15 protein-coding genes are annotated in these 16,666 nt (G+C 72.7%); all 15 read right to left on the reverse strand.

Translation table 11 applies throughout. The features are described from left to right. Position 1: 1 nt before the first annotated feature. Positions 2 to 790 carry a DivIVA domain-containing protein gene (locus BJ958_RS08880; RefSeq protein ID WP_179726504.1) on the reverse strand — a complete coding sequence of 263 codons (789 nt, stop codon included), beginning with the start codon at positions 788 to 790 and terminating at the stop codon, positions 2 to 4. A gap of 120 nt (positions 791 to 910) precedes the next feature. Then, positions 911 to 1,204, reverse strand: a complete 294-nt coding sequence (locus BJ958_RS08885) for a YggT family protein (protein ID WP_179726505.1) — start codon at positions 1,202 to 1,204, stop codon at positions 911 to 913. Between the two features lie 266 nt (positions 1,205 to 1,470). After that, positions 1,471 to 2,004, reverse strand: a complete 534-nt coding sequence (locus tag BJ958_RS08890; RefSeq protein ID WP_179726506.1) for a cell division protein SepF — start codon at positions 2,002 to 2,004, stop codon at positions 1,471 to 1,473. A 58-nt stretch (positions 2,005 to 2,062) separates the two neighbouring features. Next, positions 2,063 to 2,767, reverse strand: a complete 705-nt coding sequence (locus BJ958_RS08895; protein WP_179726507.1) for a YggS family pyridoxal phosphate-dependent enzyme — start codon at positions 2,765 to 2,767, stop codon at positions 2,063 to 2,065. Next, the gene (pgeF, locus tag BJ958_RS08900) at positions 2,764 to 3,453 is read right to left on the reverse strand and encodes a peptidoglycan editing factor PgeF (protein ID WP_179726508.1); all 690 of its coding nucleotides are present in this window, start codon (positions 3,451 to 3,453) and stop codon (positions 2,764 to 2,766) included. Before pgeF ends, BJ958_RS08895 begins: the two co-directional genes overlap by 4 nt. A 2-nt stretch (positions 3,454 to 3,455) precedes the next feature. Further along, positions 3,456 to 4,658 carry a cell division protein FtsZ gene (gene ftsZ / locus BJ958_RS08905; protein ID WP_179726509.1) on the reverse strand — a complete coding sequence of 401 codons (1,203 nt, stop codon included), beginning with the start codon at positions 4,656 to 4,658 and terminating at the stop codon, positions 3,456 to 3,458. A 244-nt stretch (positions 4,659 to 4,902) separates the two neighbouring features. Next, a complete protein-coding gene (locus BJ958_RS08910; protein ID WP_179726510.1) occupies positions 4,903 to 5,646 on the reverse strand; it encodes a cell division protein FtsQ/DivIB in 744 nt (247 codons plus the stop codon). After that, entirely contained in the window at positions 5,633 to 7,021 is a 1,389-nt protein-coding gene (gene murC / locus BJ958_RS08915; RefSeq protein ID WP_179726511.1) for a UDP-N-acetylmuramate--L-alanine ligase, read from the reverse strand. Before murC ends, BJ958_RS08910 begins: the two co-directional genes overlap by 14 nt. Further along, a complete protein-coding gene (murG, locus tag BJ958_RS08920) occupies positions 7,018 to 8,112 on the reverse strand; it encodes an undecaprenyldiphospho-muramoylpentapeptide beta-N-acetylglucosaminyltransferase (RefSeq protein WP_179726512.1) in 1,095 nt (364 codons plus the stop codon). Before murG ends, murC begins: the two co-directional genes overlap by 4 nt. 25 nt (positions 8,113 to 8,137) lie before the next feature. Then, positions 8,138 to 9,334, reverse strand: a complete 1,197-nt coding sequence (gene ftsW, locus BJ958_RS08925; protein ID WP_273516165.1) for a putative lipid II flippase FtsW — start codon at positions 9,332 to 9,334, stop codon at positions 8,138 to 8,140. A gap of 85 nt (positions 9,335 to 9,419) precedes the next feature. Further along, complete coding sequence (gene murD, locus BJ958_RS08930) at positions 9,420 to 10,880, reverse strand: UDP-N-acetylmuramoyl-L-alanine--D-glutamate ligase (RefSeq protein ID WP_179726513.1); 1,461 nt, start codon at positions 10,878 to 10,880, stop codon at positions 9,420 to 9,422. Continuing rightward, entirely contained in the window at positions 10,880 to 11,950 is a 1,071-nt protein-coding gene (gene mraY / locus BJ958_RS08935; protein ID WP_179726514.1) for a phospho-N-acetylmuramoyl-pentapeptide-transferase, read from the reverse strand. The genes murD and mraY overlap by 1 nt, the downstream gene beginning before the upstream one ends. After that, complete coding sequence (locus BJ958_RS08940; protein ID WP_179726515.1) at positions 11,947 to 13,320, reverse strand: UDP-N-acetylmuramoyl-tripeptide--D-alanyl-D-alanine ligase; 1,374 nt, start codon at positions 13,318 to 13,320, stop codon at positions 11,947 to 11,949. Before BJ958_RS08940 ends, mraY begins: the two co-directional genes overlap by 4 nt. Next, positions 13,317 to 14,831 carry a UDP-N-acetylmuramoyl-L-alanyl-D-glutamate--2,6-diaminopimelate ligase gene (locus BJ958_RS08945; protein ID WP_179726516.1) on the reverse strand — a complete coding sequence of 505 codons (1,515 nt, stop codon included), beginning with the start codon at positions 14,829 to 14,831 and terminating at the stop codon, positions 13,317 to 13,319. Before BJ958_RS08945 ends, BJ958_RS08940 begins: the two co-directional genes overlap by 4 nt. Then, a complete protein-coding gene (locus tag BJ958_RS08950; RefSeq protein ID WP_343052617.1) occupies positions 14,828 to 16,648 on the reverse strand; it encodes a peptidoglycan D,D-transpeptidase FtsI family protein in 1,821 nt (606 codons plus the stop codon). The genes BJ958_RS08945 and BJ958_RS08950 overlap by 4 nt, the downstream gene beginning before the upstream one ends. Positions 16,649 to 16,666: the final 18 nt, after the last annotated feature.

The following is a 16,666-nucleotide window of genomic DNA, read 5'->3' on the forward strand; positions in this document are numbered from 1 at the left end:
CTCAGGCCTCTTCCTCGCCGAGGATGGAGCGCAGCCGCTTGGGAGCGGGGGCCTCCTCGACCGGCGCCAGGGTGTCACCCGGCGTCTGCAGCGACTCGAGCTGCTGGGTGAAGTAGCTCTTGAGGCGCGAGCGGTACTCACGCTCGAAGGAGCGCAGCGTCTCGACCTCGGCGGAGAGCTTGTCGCGCTCCTTCTCGAGGTCGCCGAAGAGCTGGGTACGACGCTCGGCGGTCTCGGCGTCGAGCATCTCGGCGCGGGTGCGGGCGTCGGACTCGAGGCGGTCGGCCTTGACCTTGGCCTCGGAGGCCAGGCGCTCGGACTTGGTCCGGGCCTCGCCGACGATCTTGTCGGCCTCGTTCTTGGCGTCCTCGACGAGCTCGTCGGCGTTGCGCGTGGCGATCTCGAGCAGGCGGGCGGCGGCGTTGGACGCCTCCGGCACGGTCTCGACACGGATCGTCTCGACGCCACCGGCGACCGGGGCGGGCGCGGCGACGGGGGCCGCGACGACGGGCTCGACCGGAGCAGGGGCCACGACGGGAGCGGGAGCCGGGGGCTCGGGCAGGATCTCGGGCACCGGCGCCAGCTGGGTCGGAGCGTCGAAGGACGCGGACGACGACCCGGCCTGCGCGGCCGCGAGCTTCGCGCGGAGGTCGTCGTTCTCCTGGGTCAGCCGAGCGAGCTCAGCCTCGACCTCGTCCAGGAACTGGTCGACCTCGCCCATGTCGTAGCCCTCGCGCAGCCGAACCGGCGTAAAGCGCTTGTTGCTCACGTCCTCTGGCGTCAGGGGCATGGACCTCACCAATCTTTAAGAAGAATCTCGACGGTATGTCTTCACGAACCATAGCGCCTGCGCGGGCGAAGGCGGCATCCGCGGCCCGCCACTGGCGTCACAGGAGTACCAGAGCAGCCCTCAGAGCAACAGCGTGGAGCGGTTCACCGACAGCAGCACGTAGGCCAGGATCATGACCAGGATGAAGCTGATGTCGAGGGCGAAGTTGCCGATCCGGATCGGCTTGATCACGCGGCGCAGCCCGTTGATCGGCGGGTCGGTCACGCTGTAGGCCAGCTCCAGGAAGACCAGCACCGGGCCGCGGGGCTCCCAGCTCCGCGCGAACACCTGCACCCAGTCCGTGATGAAGCGCACCCACAGGAACGCGATGAAGGCGAACAGCACGCCCTCGATGATCCAGCCGACGATCGTCACGTCATCAAACCTATCGGGTCGATCGAACGCGGCGAGCCGCTGGATGGCTTCTCACCACGCCTGCTGCGCCACCTCGTCGCAGGCCACGGCGGGAACGTCGGACGAGGAGGCGCAGGGAGCGAGGAACGAGCGACCGGAGCCGAGGAGGTCGGCGCTTTCCGCCGTGCCGCCGTGTTGCCGCCAGGGCGACGCAACCATCCACCGAACTCGACCGCGTGGCCGGCAGCGTGGCGCGAGGAACGAGCGACACGCTCGGCCCAAAGAGGCTAGCTCTGGTTGAAGAAGCCGTCGGCGGCGATGGCCTGCTTGTCCTCGGCGGCGACGGTGACGTTCGGCGGCGAGAGCAGGAACACCTTGTTGGTGACCCGCTCGATGCTGCCGCGGGTCGCGAAGATCAGGCCGGCGGCGAAGTCGACGAGACGCTTGGCGTCGGCGTCGTCCATCTCGGTGAGGTTCATGATCACCGGGATGCCCTCGCGGTACTCCTCGCCGATCGAGCGCGCCTCGTTGTAGGTGGTCGGGTGCAGGGTCGTGATCCGGGAGAGCTCCGCGACGACCGGCTGCGGCGCGACCGCGACGGGGCGGCGACGCTCCTCGAGGTCGGCGACGCTGCCCGAGGTGCTGCTCGTGACGTTGGACGGCACCGCGCGGACGGGACGCTCCTGGCGGGGCTCGCGGACCTCGCGGCCGCGGGTCCGGTCGGTCGCCTCGTCGGCGTACTCGTCGTAGCCGGCCTCGTCATAGCCGGTGTCCTCCAGCAGGCCGAGGTACTCACCGATCCTGCGCATCGCACCGCTCATGACTGTTGCCTCCGTGATCCGCGTCCCCGGCAGGGGACGTCTGGTGGTGTTGTGGACATTACTGGACCGCAGGCCTCGTTCCGAGGACCGCGGAGCCAATGCGTACGTGTGTCGCGCCGACGGTGATCGCCGCCTCCAGGTCACCGCTCATCCCGGCCGACAGGACCGTCGCGTCGGGATGACGGGACAGGAAGTCGGCGCGGATCCCGGCCAGCCGGGCGAAGGCCAGCGCGGGGTCGTCGTCGAGCGGCGCGACGGCCATCAGCCCCCGCAACCGCAGCTCCGGGGTGCGGGCGACCTCGTCGGCGAGCGACGCGAGGGTCGCGGGGTCCGCACCGGCCCGGTGGTCGCGGCCCGGCGGGTCGAGGCTGACCTGGAGCAGGACGTCGACGACGCGGCCGGCGTCGGCGGCACCGCGCGCCAGCCGCGGGACCAGCGCGGCCCGGTCGACCGACTCGACGACGTCGGCGTACCGCGCGACGGCAGCGGCCTTGTTGGACTGCAGGCCGCCGATGAAGTGCCAGCGCAGGCCGAGGTCGGCGCACTCGGACGCCTTGGCCTCCGCCTCCTGGTGACGGTTCTCCCCCACGTCGGTGACGCCGAGGCCGGCGAGCAGCCGGACGTCGGAGGCCGGGAAGAACTTGGTGACCACGACCAGGGAGACCTCCTCGGCGCTGCGGCCCGCATCGGCGGCGGCGCGGGCGATCCGGTCGTGGACGGCGGCCAGGTTGGTGCGCAGCTCGTCTGCGCGCTGCGTGGTCACGACAGCCACACCAGTCCCGCGAAGCGGCCGGCGGCCGCGCCGTCGCGCCGGTAGGAGTGGAAGCGGTCGTCCTCGAGGGTGCAGCCGGGCACCGCGGTGACCGCCACGCCGGCGGCGCTCAGCTGGGCGGCGACGCCGGCCCCGAGGTCGAGGCCGGGGGTGCCCCAGCTGGTCTCGGCGTACGTCGCCGGCACCCGGGCCGCGACCTCGTCGCGCAGGGTGGCAGGAACCTCGTAGCACCGGCCGCAGATGTGGGGTCCGACCCAGGCGTGCAGGTCGGCGGCGCCGAGCTCCCGCATCCGCTCGACGGTGCGGGTGACGACGTCGAGCTCGACGCCGCGGCGACCGGCGTGGGCGACGCCCACGACGCCGGCACCCGGGTCGGCGAGGACGACCGGGACGCAGTCGGCGACCCGGACCATCAGCGCGAGCCCGCGCGCGGCGGTGACGAGACCGTCGGCCTCCGGCCCGCTGTCGTCGGCGTGCTCCACGGCGACGACGCCGTCGCCGTGGACCTGGTGCGCCCAGGCGACGGGTACGCCGATCGCCTCGGCCAGCCCGGCGAGCGCGGCGGCGAAGCCGTCGCCGCCGGCCAGGTCGATCGAGGCGTCCGTGAACGCGACCTCGACCCGGCCGCCGCTGCTGCGGGCCGGGTCGAGGTCGGTCGTCTCACGAAGGGCGAACACGGTCACTTCAGGAAGTCGGGCACGTCCAGGTCGTCGCCGTCGTCGAACTGCATCGGCGCCGGGGTGGTGCGGGCACCGACCGGCTGCGGCTCGGCGGGCGTCGCGGGCGCGGCGCTCTCGCGGGTCTGCGCGGGCTGGGCCTGCTGAGCCGCCTGGGAGGGGGCCTGGGACTGGGCGGGCGCGGTGCGAGCCGGGGCCGAGGTGGCCGGCGCCTGCTGGGCCGGGCGGCGTACGGCGGTCTCGTCGCGACGCTTGGGCAGGCCACCGTCGAAGCCGGCGGCGATGACGGTCACCCGGACCTCGTCACCGAGGGCGTCGTCGATGATCGTGCCGAAGATGATGTTGGCGTCCTCGTGCACCGCGTCGGCCACCATCGCCGCGGCCTCGTTGATCTCGAAGATGCCGAGGTCGGAGCCACCGGCGATCGAGAGCAGGACACCGTGGGCACCGTCGATCGAGGCCTCCAGCAGCGGGCTGCTGATCGCCATCTCGGCGGCAGCGAGCGCGCGGTCCTCGCCACGGGCCGAGCCGATGCCCATGAGCGCGGAGCCGGCGTTGCTCATGACCGCCTTGACGTCGGCGAAGTCGACGTTGATCAGGCCGGGCGTGGTGATCAGGTCCGTGATGCCGGAGACACCCTGCAGCAGCACCTGGTCGGCCTGCTTGAACGCGTCGAGCATGGACACGTTGCGGTCCGAGATCTGCAGCAGCCGGTCGTTCGGGATGACGATGAGGGTGTCGACCTCCTCGCGGAGACGCTCGATGCCCTCGTCGGCGGACTTCTTGCGGCGGGCGCCCTCGAAGGTGAACGGACGGGTCACCACACCGATGGTCAGCGCGCCGAGCGAGCGGGCGATCCGGGCGACGACCGGGGCACCACCGGTACCGGTGCCACCACCCTCGCCCGCGGTCACGAAGACCATGTCGGCGCCCTTGAGCACCTCCTCGATCTCCTCCGCGTGGTCCTCGGCAGCCTTGCCGCCGACGTCGGGGTTCGCACCCGCGCCGAGACCGCGGGTGAGCTCGCGGCCGATGTCGAGCTTCACGTCGGCGTCGCTCATCAGCAGCGCCTGCGCGTCGGTGTTGATGGCGATGAACTCGACGCCCTTGAGGCCGACCTCGATCATCCGGTTGACGGCGTTGACGCCGCCCCCGCCGATCCCGACGACCTTGATGATGGCCAGGTAGTTCTGTGCAGCTGCCACTTGCGGCTCCACCTCTCCGGTGTTGCGATGCGTTGGTATGTGTCCGTTCACCGACGTCGGCGGCCGGACCGCTTCCCCGTGGCCAGCCGGCGTGTCGTCACAACCCTTACCCTCAGCCTGAGGGTTATAGTTATGTCAACCTCGTCGTGGTCACGACAGTAGGGACGCCGCAGGGCGCGATGGCGCAGACACGCCGAGCCCCCCTGTCGGAATCACCGCTGACGAGGTGATTCCTGCAGCGTGCTCAGCTGGTGGTGGGGGCGCCGGGGACCGAGACGTCGTACACCTGCGCCTTGCGGTTGAGGAGCGAGAGCAGCACGGCGGCCTTGTCCTCGGCCTGGTCCGCGCTCCCCCAGCGCACCAGCCGTCCGTCCCGCAGGTGCAGGTCGATCTCGTCGACGCTGCGGACCTCGACGTAGTCGACGAGCTCGGTGATCGCGGGGTCGAGCACGACGACCACGGCCGCACCCTCGGCGAGGGCGTCCCCGTCGGCGCCGGGACCGACCTTGACGCGGGGCAGGCCGTCGGGGGCCTTGGCGAGGTGGCCGAAGGCGACGCCGGTGGCGTCGAGGTTGGTGAGCCGGTCGCCACGGTCGAGGACGGCGACGGGGGTGCGCTCGACGATGTCGATGCGGACGTCGTGGGGCCAGGTGCGCGAGACGTCGACCGACTTGACGGTGGCCAGGGACTTCAGGCGCACCTCGATCGCGTGCAGGTCGACGGTCGCCAGCGGCCCGCCGAGCGGGACGTCGGCGGTGGCGAGCACCTGCTTCTCGGACAGCTGCGCGTTGCCGACCACCTGGACGGAGTCGGCCCGCAGCCAGGAGGAGAAGTAGATCGCGTAGACGCCGAAGGCGACGGCGCCGACGAGCAGCACGGCGGCCAGGACGTAGCGCCAGGTGAGCCAGCGGCGGGCGCGCTGGCGGCGGGCGAAGGCGCGACGCATCCGGTCCTGCGGGGTCGGCCCCTTGCCCCTACCCCTCGCCATCGCCCCGCCTGCGGTCGGCCGCTTCGAGCGCGGCGACGACCTGCGGCGCGAGGGCGGTCACGTCGCCGGCGCCGAGGGTGAGGACCAGGTCACCGGGGCGGGCCAGTCCCACCAGGGTGGGTACGACGGCAGCCCGGTCCGGCACGTTCCGGACGCGGCCGGGGGCGAGCGGGACCGCGCGGGCCACCAGCGCACCGGTGACGTCGGGGTCGGGGTCCTCGCGGGCGACGTACACGTCCATCACGACGACCTCGTCGGCGGCGCCGAGCTCGCGGCCCATCTCCTCGCCGAAGATCCGGGTGCGGGAGACCAGGTGCGGCTGGAAGCACACGATCAGCCGGCCGTCGCCGACCAGCGAGCGGGCGGCCTCGAGGTCGCCGCGGATCTCGCTGGGGTGGTGGGCGTAGGAGTCGTAGACCCGGACTCCCCCGGCCGTGCCGACCGGCTCCATCCGCCGCTTGGCCCCCTGGTGCTTCGCGAGCCCGCGGATGAGCACGGCAGGCTCGAGGCCGAGCTCGAGGCCGACGGCGAGGGCGAGCAGCGCGTCCTGGGCGTAGTGGCGCCCCGGGACGGCGAGCTCCACGGTGCCGAGGTCGGCACCGTCGCTGGTCACCCGGAACCGGGTGCGGCCGCCCTCGATGACGAGGTCGTGGCCGCGCAGCCGGGCGTCGTCGGAGAAGCCGACGGTGCGGGTGGCGAGGTCGGCGCGGTCGGTGAGGGCGACCGGGGCGCGGGAGGCGAACTCGGCGAAGGCGGCCTCGTAGGCCTCCTCGGTGCCCCAGTGGTCGAGGTGGTCGGCGTCGACGTTGGTGATCACGCCGATCCGCGGGGTGTAGACGAGGAAGGCGCCGTCGGACTCGTCGGCCTCGACGACGGCGACCTCACCGGTGCCGTAGGCCGCGTTGGTGCCGAGCGCCTCGACCTCGGCGCCGATCGCGAAGGTGAGGTCGACGCCGGCCTCGCGCAGGGCCATCACCGTCATCGCGGTGGTGGTGGTCTTGCCGTGGGTGCCGGCGATGGCGACGACGTCCTTGCCGAGCAGCACGGACTGGAGCCCGGCCGAGCGCGGCCACAGCCGCAGGCCGCGCGCGAGCGCGGCGACGATCTCGGGGTTGTCCTCGCGGGCGGCGGTGGTCGCGACGACGGTGTCGACGCCGTCGAGGTGGGCCGCGTCGTGGCCGACGTGGACGGTGATGCCCTCGGCGCGCAGCGCCTGCACGACGGCCGAGTCGTTGGCATCGCTGCCGCTGACGACCACGCCGGCCTGGTGCATCAGCCGGGCGATGCCCGACAGCCCGGCGCCGCCGATGCCGACGAGGTGGACGTGACCCAGCCGGTCGGCCGGCAGGATCTCGTCGGGGACGGGGATCTTCACCTGGTGGCTCCGGCCACGTCGGCGATGATCCGGGCCAGCCGGTCGTCCGCGTCACGGGGCACGAGGTCGGCCGCCGCGGCCCCCATCCGGGCCAGCCGGTCGGTGTCGGTGGCCAGCGCGGGAACCGTGTCGGCGACGTAGTCGGCGGTGAAGGACGCGTCGTCGACCAGCAGCGCTCCGCCGGCCTCGACCACGGGACGCGCGTTGAGCGCCTGCTCGCCGTTGCCGATCGGCAGCGGCACGAAGATCGCGGGCACGCCGCTCGCCGCGGCCTCGACGACGCTCGAGGCGCCGGAGCGGCACACCATGACGTCGGCGGCGGCGAGGGCCAGGTCCATCCGCTCCACGAACGGCAGCACGACGTACGGGACCCCGGTCGGGACCGGCTCGGTCCAGCCCGGGTCGCTCGCGCCGTTGGGCCCGATCACGTGGAGCACCTGGACGCCCGCCGAGCCGAGGGCGGCCGCGGCGCCGCTGACGGCCTGGTTGAGCCGGCGCGCCCCCTGGGAGCCGCCGGTGACGACGAGCGTCGGCAGGTCGGGGTCGAGCCCGAAGAACGCGCGGGCCTCCGACCGCAGGGCCGGGCGGTCGAGGGTGGAGATCATCCGGCGGATCGGCAGGCCGACGTACTCACCGCCCTTGAGCGGGGTGTCGGGGAAGCTGACCGCGACCCGGTCGGCGATGCGGGCGCCGACCTTGTTGGCGATCCCGGGCAGCGCGTTCTGCTCGTGGACGACGAGGGGCAGCCTGCGGCGCCGCGCGGCGACGTAGGCCGGCATCGACACGTAGCCGCCGTAGCCGACGACCACGTCGGGGCGTACGTCGTCGACCACCTCGAGCGCGGCCTTGACGGCACCGCGCAGCCGCGCGGGCACGAGGGCCAGGTCCTTGCCGGGCTTGCGCGGCAGCGGGACGGGCGGGACCAGGCGCAGCGGGTAGCCGGCCGCGGGCACCACCTTGTTCTCCAGGCCACGCGGCGTGCCGAGGCAGGTGATCTCGGCGTCCGGGTCGAGTCGGCGCAGGGCGTCGGCGGTCGCGAGCAACGGAGAGGTGTGCCCCGCCGTACCCCCGCCGGCCAGAAGAATCCTCACTCGGCAGAACCTATCGCGCTGCCACTCAGGCGCTCAGACCGGCCGAACGGGCCCGGCGCCGCTGGGCGAGCGCACGCGCGGCGGCGGGCTCGCGGCGGGCGAACCCGATGACCAGGCCGAGCGCGCTCAGCGTCGGCAACAGGCTCGAGCCGCCGTAGGAGACGAGGGGCAGCGGGATGCCGATGACCGGCAGCAGGGCGAGCACCATGCCGACGTTGATGATCATCTGGCACAGCAGCCACACCACGATGCCGAAGGTGCAGTAGCGCACGAAGGGCTGCTTGGTCTCGCGCGCGACCCGGACGCCGGCGTAGGCCAGGACCAGGAACAGGCCGATGACGAGCAGGGTGCCGACCAGGCCGAGCTCCTCGCCGAGCACGGCGAAGATGAAGTCGGTGTGGGCCTCGGGCAGCTGGCCCCACTTCTGCTGGCTGGCGCCGATGCCCTCGCCGAGGACGCCGCCGCTGGCCATGGCGTACAGGCCGTGGGCCGGCTGCCAGCCGGTGCCGTGGTAGTCCTTGAACGGGTCGGCGAAGTTGGCGATGCGCGCCAGGCGGGTCGGGGAGGTCGCGGCCAGGCCGAGGGCGGCGACGGTGACGACGGCGAAGACCATGCCGAACAGACGGCCCGGGGCGCCGACCACCCAGAGCATCGCGACGAGCAGCGCGAAGAAGACGAGGGCGGTGCCGAGGTCCTTGCCGAGGACGACGAGTCCGGTCGCGAGCACCATGCCCGGCACCACCGGCACCAGCATCTGGTGCAGGTTGCCGAGCCGGCGCTCCTTGTTGGCGTAGATGTGGCTGGCCCAGATGATCAGCGAGAACTTGGCGATCTCGGAGGGCTGGATCTGGATCGGGCCGAGCACCAGCCAGTTCGTGTTGCCGTTGACCTCGCGCCCGGCGAAGCCGGTCAGGACCAGCAGCACGAGCGAGACCGAGAACGCCGGGTAGGCCAGGCCGCGGACCCACTTGACCGAGACCCGCGAGGCGATGAACGCGCACGGGACACCGATGAGCACCCACATCATCTGGCGGCGCACGATCGTGTAGGAGTCGCCGGTCTCGCGGTAGGCCCGCACGCTCGACGCGCTCAGCACCATGATCAGGCCGATCACCAGCAGCAGCGCGGTGGCGCCGAGGAGCAGGTAGTACGTCGTCAGCGGGCGGTCGAGCGCGTCCTTGAGGGCGCTCAGCCAGCCCGGCCGGCGGGTCCGGGCACGCACCAGTCCGAAGCGGATCCGCTCGGGCCCGGTCGCGGGAGAGTGGGCGGTGGTGATGTCTCTCCCCCTTGCTCCTGCTGTGCTGCGCTCAGCCCCTGACGTGGTCCTGCACCGCCGCGGCGAATGCGTCGCCCCGCGCGGCGTAGTCGGCGAACTGGTCCATCGAGGCACATCCCGGCGCCAGCAGCACGGTGTCGCCCGGCTGGGCGACCTCGGCTGCAGCGGCGACGACGCGCCTCATCAGGTCGAGCTCTCCGAGGGCTCCAGTCTCAGGGGTGTCCACCTCGATCACCGGCACATCGGGTGCGTGTCGCGAAAGCGCCTGCGCGATCACCGAGCGGTCCCGGCCGATCAGCACGGCCGCACGCAGCCGGCCGCCGACGGCGGTGACCAGGTCGTCGAAGGCCGCCCCCTTGGCCAGCCCGCCGGCGACCCACACGACCGGCTCGAAGGCGGCCAGCGAGGACGCGGCGGCGTGCGGGTTGGTGGCCTTGGAGTCGTCGACCCAGGTGATGTCGTCGTGCTCGGCGACGACCGCGATCCGGTGGCCGTCGGGGCGGAAGGACCGCAGCCCGTCGCGCACGGCGGACTGGCTGATGCCGTGCGCCCGCGCGAGTGCCGCGGCAGCCAGGGCGTTGGCCACGAAGTGCGGAGCCGTCGAGGCGAGGTCGTCGAGCGTGCACAGCTCGGCGGCACTGGTGGAGCGCTCCTCGATGAAGGCGCGGTCGACGAGGATGTCCTCGACCACGCCGAGCATCCCGACGGCGGGGGTGCCGAGGGTGAAGCCGATCGCGCGGGCACCCTCGACGACGTCGGCCTCGCGGACGAGCTCCTCCGTGGCGGGGTCGGCGGCGTTGTAGACGCAGGCGCGCTGGACGTTGGTGTAGATCCGGCCCTTGTCGCGGGCGTAGTCGTCCATCGAGTCGTACCAGTCGAGGTGGTCCTCGGCGACGTTGAGGACCGCTGCGCTCTCGGCCGACATCGAGTCGGTGTAGTGCAGCTGGAAGCTGGACAGCTCGACCGCGATGACGTCGTACGGCTCGGGGTCCATGACCGCCTCGGTCAGCGGCAGCCCGACGTTGCCGGCCGCGACGCTGCGCAGGCCCGCGGCGCGCAGGATGCTGTCGAGCATCTGCACCGTGGTGGTCTTGCCGTTGGTGCCGGTGATGCACAGCCAGGGAGCGGGGTTCTCGGGGTCGCGCAGCCGCCAGGCCAGCTCGACCTCCCCCCAGACCGGGATCCCGCGCTCGCGTGCGGCCACGATGATCGGTGCGTCGGGGCGGAAGCCCGGCGACACGACGAGGACGTCGGCCTCCTCGGGCAGGGTCGCGGTCGCCCCCTCGTGCACCTCGATGCGGGCGCCGAGCACCTCGAGCAGCTCGGCGCGCTCGAGGATCCTCGGGCTCACGGACTCGGCGACGGCGTGCACGGACGCGCCGAGGTGGAGCAGGTTGTCGACGGCCGCGGCGCCGCTGGTGCCGAACCCGGCGACGACGGCGCGCACGCCCTCCCAGGAGTCGGTGCGGCCGAGGGTGGAGACGTCAGGCATCAGAGACGAGAGACCCATTCGGCGTAGAAGATGCCGAGGCCGGTGGCGACGAAGAGACCGGTGATGATCCAGAACCGGATCACGACGGTCACCTGCTCCCAGCCGAGCATCTCGAAGTGGTGGTGGATCGGCGCCATCCGGAAGATCCGGCGGCCCTTGGTGAGCTTGAAGAAGCCGACCTGCATCATCACCGAGACCGTCTCGAGGACGAACAGGCCGCCGAGGACGACGAGCAGCAGCTCGGTGCGGGTCAGGATCGCGAAGCCGGCCAGCGCGCTGCCGAGCGCCAGCGAGCCGGTGTCGCCCATGAAGATCTTGGCCGGCGAGGCGTTCCACCACAGGAAGCCGAAGCAGGCCCCGGTGATCGCCGCGGCGATGATCGCCAGGTCGAGCGGGTCGCGGACGTTGTAGCAGGTGGCGCTCGGCTCCTCCTGGCAGAACTGGTTGCTCTGCCAGATGTTCACCAGCGTGTAGGCCCCGAAGACCATGACCGAGGCGCCGGCAGCCAGCCCGTCGAGGCCGTCGGTGAGGTTGACCGCGTTGCTGAAGCCGGCCACGAACAGCCAGATCAGCACGATCGCCAGGACCATCGGCAGCACGAACCAGTCCAGCTCGCGCAGGAAGGAGACCTTCTCGCTGGCCGGGGTGCGCCCGTGCGAGTCCTCGAGCATCGGCGAGAGGGCGAGCCAGCCGAAGACCAGCGCGATCACCGTCTGGCCGGCCATCTTGGCCTTGCTGCGCAGGCCGAGGCTGCGCTGCTTGTAGATCTTGATGAAGTCGTCGAGGAAGCCGACCAGCCCCATCCCGACGAACAGGAAGAGCAGCAGCAGTGCCGACGCGCTCGGCGCGGTCAGCGTGATCAGCTTGGCCGCGAAGTAGCCGATGACCGCGGCCAGGATGATGACCACCCCGCCCATGGTCGGCGTGCCCCGCTTGGTGTGGTGGCTGGTCGGACCGTCCTCGCGGATCTCCTGGCCGTAGCCCAGCTTGGTGAACGCGTTGATCGCCACCCGGGTGCCGAGCAGCGAGATCAGCAGGGCGATGCCACCGCCGAGCAGGATCGCTCTCACGCCGTCGTCTCCTCGGTGCTACTCATCAAGATCGCCTCTGCCACCACTTCCAAGGCGGCGCCGCGCGACGCCTTGACGAGGACGACGTCCTCCGCCCCGGCATTCTGCCGCACCCAGGCCGTTGCTTCGTCACGGCCGGCCGTGACGATCACCTCACCGGCCCCGGCCCGCGCGCCCTCGGCGATCGCGGAGGCGGCCTCGCCGACCACCACGACCACGTCGACACCCAGCCGGGCGGCGTCGGCGCCGACGGCTCGGTGGCCCGCGTCGTGCTCGCCGCCGAGCTCGCGCATCTCGCCCAGCACGGCGACCGTACGACGCCCGCGCGGGCCACCGACGGCCACGAGGGCCTCGAGGGCGGCCCGCATCGAGTCGGGGTTGGCGTTGTAGGAGTCGTTGATCACGGTCAGCCCGTCGGCGCGGTGGTGGACCTCCATCCGCCAGCGCGACGCGGAGGTCGCCTCCCCCAGGGCCCGGGCGACCTCGGCCAGGGCGAAGCCGGCGGCCATCGCCATCGCGGCGGCGGCGGTGGCGTTGGCGACCTGGTGGAGACCGGTCTGGAGCAGCTGGACGGGCGCGGACCGGTCGTCGTGCTCGAGGACGAAGCCGGGGCGGCCGAGATCGTCGAGGTGGACGTCACGCGAGCGCAGGTCGCCGGACTCGCCGAAGGTGACGACCCGGGCGCGGGTGCGGGGCGCCATGGCGGCGACCAGCGGGTCGTCGGCGTTGAGGATCGCGGTGCCGTCGGCCGGGAGCGCCTCGACCAGCTCGCCCTTGGCCCGCGCGATCTGGTCGCGTCCGCCGAACTCGCCGACGTGGGCCGTGCCGACGTTGAGCACGGCCGCGATCGACGGCGGCGCGATGTCGCACAGGTAGGACAGGTGGCCCACGCCGCGGGCGCCCATCTCGACGACCAGGAAGCGGGTGCCGGCGTCGGCACGCAGCACCGTGAGGGGCACGCCGAGCTCGTTGTTGTTGTTGGCGGCGGTCGCGACGACCGCGGCCTCGCCGGCGAGGGTGCGGAGCACGGCGGCGAGGTAGTCCTTGGTGCCGGTCTTGCCCTGCGAGCCGGTCATCGCCAGCACGGTGACGTCGAGCCGGTCGAGGACGTGGCGGGCGAGACGGCCCAGCGCGGCCACCGGGTCCGCCACGACGACGGTCGGCGCGGTCGTCGGGCGGCTGCCGAGCACCGCGTGGGCACCGTCGGCGTAGTCGTGGCCGTCGACCCGCTCCCCCACGACGGCGACGAACAGGCCGTCGGCGAGGGGCGTGCGGCTGTCGACGTACGCCGGGGCGGAGACGGTGACGTCGTCGCCGTGCAGGGTGCCGCCGACGACCTCGGCGATCACCGAGAGCGGGAGCGGGATCACGCGTCGCCCCCGGCCGGCAGCTCCGCGAGCAGCTCCCGGACCACCTCGCGGTCGTCGAACGGGTGGACGACGCCGGCGACCTCCTGGCCGGCCTCGTGGCCCTTGCCGGCGACCAGGACGACGTCGCCCGGGCCGGCACCGCGCAGCGCGGTCGCGATCGCCTCCCGGCGGTCACCGATCTCGAGGACCTCCGCACGGCCGATGCGGGCGCCACCGAGCACCTCGGCCCGGATCGCGGCCGGGTCCTCGGAGCGCGGGTTGTCGTCGGTGACGACGACCAGGTCGGCGAGCTCGGCGGCGATCGCGCCCATCACGGGGCGCTTGCCCCGGTCGCGGTCACCCCCAGCGCCGATCACGACGACCAGCCTGCCACGGGTCACGGGCCGCAGCGTCCGCAGCACGGCGTCGACCGCGTCGGGCTTGTGGGCGTAGTCGACCACGACGGTCAGGTCGCGGCCCGTCTCGATCCGCTCGAGGCGACCGGGTACGCCGCCCGCGCGGCCGATCCCGTCGGCCACCTGCTGCGGGTCGAAGCCCGCCTCGGCCGCGGCGGCGATCGCGGCCAGCGCGTTGGCGACGTTGAACTCGCCCGCCAGCGGGACGGATGCGCTCACGGTGAGGCCGCCAGGACCGTGGACGGTGAACGCCGAGCCGTCGGGGCGCTGGTCGACGTCGGAGACGGTCCAGTCGGCGGCGGTGCCGACGGCGTAGGTGCGAACCGGGACGGGCGCCTCCACGGCGAGCCGGCGGCCGTGCTCGTCGTCGACGCAGACCAGCCCGAGCCGCGCGTGCTCGGGGGTGAAGAGCCGCGCCTTGGCGGCGAAGTAGTCCTCGACGTCGGCGTGGAAGTCGAGGTGGTCGCGCCCGAGGTTGGTGAACACGGCGACGTCGAAGACGACCCCGTCGACCCGGCCCATCACCAGGGCGTGGCTGGAGACCTCCATCGCGCAGGCCGTGACGTCGAGCTCGCCCATCCGGGCGAACAGGCCGTGCAGGTCGGGCGCCTCCGGCGTGGTCAGCGCGGTCTTCACCTCCTCGCCGGCGATCCGGGTGCCGACGGTGCCGATCACGGCACTGCGCACGCCGGCCGCGAGCAGCCCGCCGTCGAGCAGCCGGGTCACCGTCGTCTTGCCCTGGGTGCCGGTGACGCCGATGGTGCGCAGCGCGGCCGCCGGGTCGCCGTAGACCAGGGCGGCGACGGCGCCCAGCACGCGGCGCGGGTCGTCGACGACGAGCGCCGGGAGCCCGGTCGCGGCGGCGAGGTCGGCCCCCTCGGCGTCGGTGAGCAGCGCGACCGCGCCGGACGCCGCAGCCTGCTCGGAGAAGGTCGCGCCGTGGGCGCGGGAGCCGGGCAGGGCGGCGTACAGGTCACCGGGCTGGACCCGGCGCGAGTCGAGGGTCATCCCCCGCAGCTCGACACCGGGATGGGACGCAGCGAGTCCCAGCGCCCGGGCGACGTCGTCGAGGGACGTCAGCGGCGGGTGGGCGGGGCGGGTGGCGGAGGCGCTCACCACTCGACCGGCGTCTGGTTGGGCTCGGCGCCGGTGGGGGCGACGCCGTAACGACGCAGGGCGTGGCTCATCAGCTTGGCGAACGCCGGACCGCCGACGCTGCCACCGCCGCTGCCCTCGCGCGGGTTGTGCACCACGACGTAGATCGTGAACCGCGGCGCATCGGCGGGGGCGAATCCGGCGAAGGACACGGTGAGGCTGCCGTCGTAGACACCGTTGACGACCCGCTGCGCGGTGCCGGTCTTGCCCGCGACGCGGTAGCCGGGGACCTGCGCCTTCGGCGCGACACCGGCGTCCGGGTCGACGACCCGCTCCATCATCAGCATGGTCTCGTGGGCGGCGTCGGCGCTGATCACCCGCCGGCTGGTGGCGACGTCGGTGCCGACCTCCGTGCCGGCGTCGGTGCGGGCCTCGCCCTTGACCAGGCTCGGGGCCACCCGGACACCGCCGTTGGCGATGGTGTTGACCGCGGTGATCATCTGCACCGCGTTGACCGACAGCGACTGCCCGAACGCGATGCGGTCGCCGACCTGGGAGGTCCAGGCGGCACCCTGCGGCAGGATGCCGCGGGTCTCGCCGTTGAGGCCGATGACGGTGCGCGAGCCGAGCCCGAACCGGGTGAGGTAGCCGCGCAGCTGACCGGGCTTGAACTGGTCGGCGGCGAGCACGGTGCCGACGTTCGACGACTTGGCCAGGATGCCGGCCAGGGTGAGCTTGATGGTGCCGTGGTCCCAGTAGTCGCCGATCGGGCGGTCCTGGCGGTGCAGCTGGCCGGGGACCTTGAAGCGCTGCTCCTTGAACGCCAGGCCCGAATCGACCAGGGAGCTGATGGTCAGCACCTTCTCGACCGACCCGGGCTCGTAGACGTCGGTGAGCGCGGAGGACTTGTAGAGCTCCTTGGGGTACCTCGCCGGGTCGGAGGCGTCGTACGTCGGGTAGTCGGCCAGCGCCAGCAGCTCACCGGTCCTGGTGTCCATGATCACGGCCATGCCGGACTCGCCGCCCGACTTCTGCACCGTCTGCTGGAGCACCCGCTGCGTGTAGTACTGCAGGTCGCGGTCGATGGTCAGCGTCAGGTTCTTGCCGTCGACCGCCGGGGTCACGGTGTTGTCGCCGAGAGGGATCTGGTTGCCGGCGCCGACCTCGTAGCGGGCCTCGCCGTCCTTGCCGGACAGGTAGGTGTTGAAGGAGTCCTCGAGCCCGGCGAGGCCGATGATCGCGGCGTCCTTGCCCTTCTTGCCGTTCTCGCCGAGGAAGCCGACGAGGTTCGCTGCCACCGTGTGGTTCGGGTAGACCCGCAGCGGGTCGCGCTCGGTCATCAGGCCGGCGAAGGGACGGCCCTTGTCGTCCTTGAACTTCTCCTGGACGTCGGCGACGACCTTCTCGGCCTTGCTGGCCGGCACCTGGCGGGCGATGTACTGGAACCGGCTGTCCTCGACCCGCAGCCTGCGCAGGGTCTCGAAGTAGTCGACGCCGAGCCGCTCGGACAGGATCGTGGCCAGCTCCGGCGCCACCGGGGCGGTCACCTTCGGGTCCGCCACGACCATCCGGCCGTCGACCGTGTCGGCCATCGGCTGGCCGTTGCGGTCGAGGATCTCGCCGCGGGTCGCGGGCAGTGCCACGACCCGCTGCCCCTCGGCGGCCGCCATCTTGGCGTAGGACCGCGGGTCGACGCCCTGCAGCTGGACCAGCCGCGCGGCGAACACCGAGAGCACCATCGCGATGAGCAGGAACCCGATCCGCATCCGGCGGTTCGGGGCGCCGCGCACGACCTCTGCGGTGCGGCGCCGAAGGCGGCTGGGGGTGGGGCGGCTCACGCGTTCCAACCTAGGCCG

Source organism: Nocardioides kongjuensis (genome assembly GCF_013409625.1).
Classification (GTDB): Bacteria; Actinomycetota; Actinomycetes; order Propionibacteriales; family Nocardioidaceae; genus Nocardioides; species Nocardioides kongjuensis.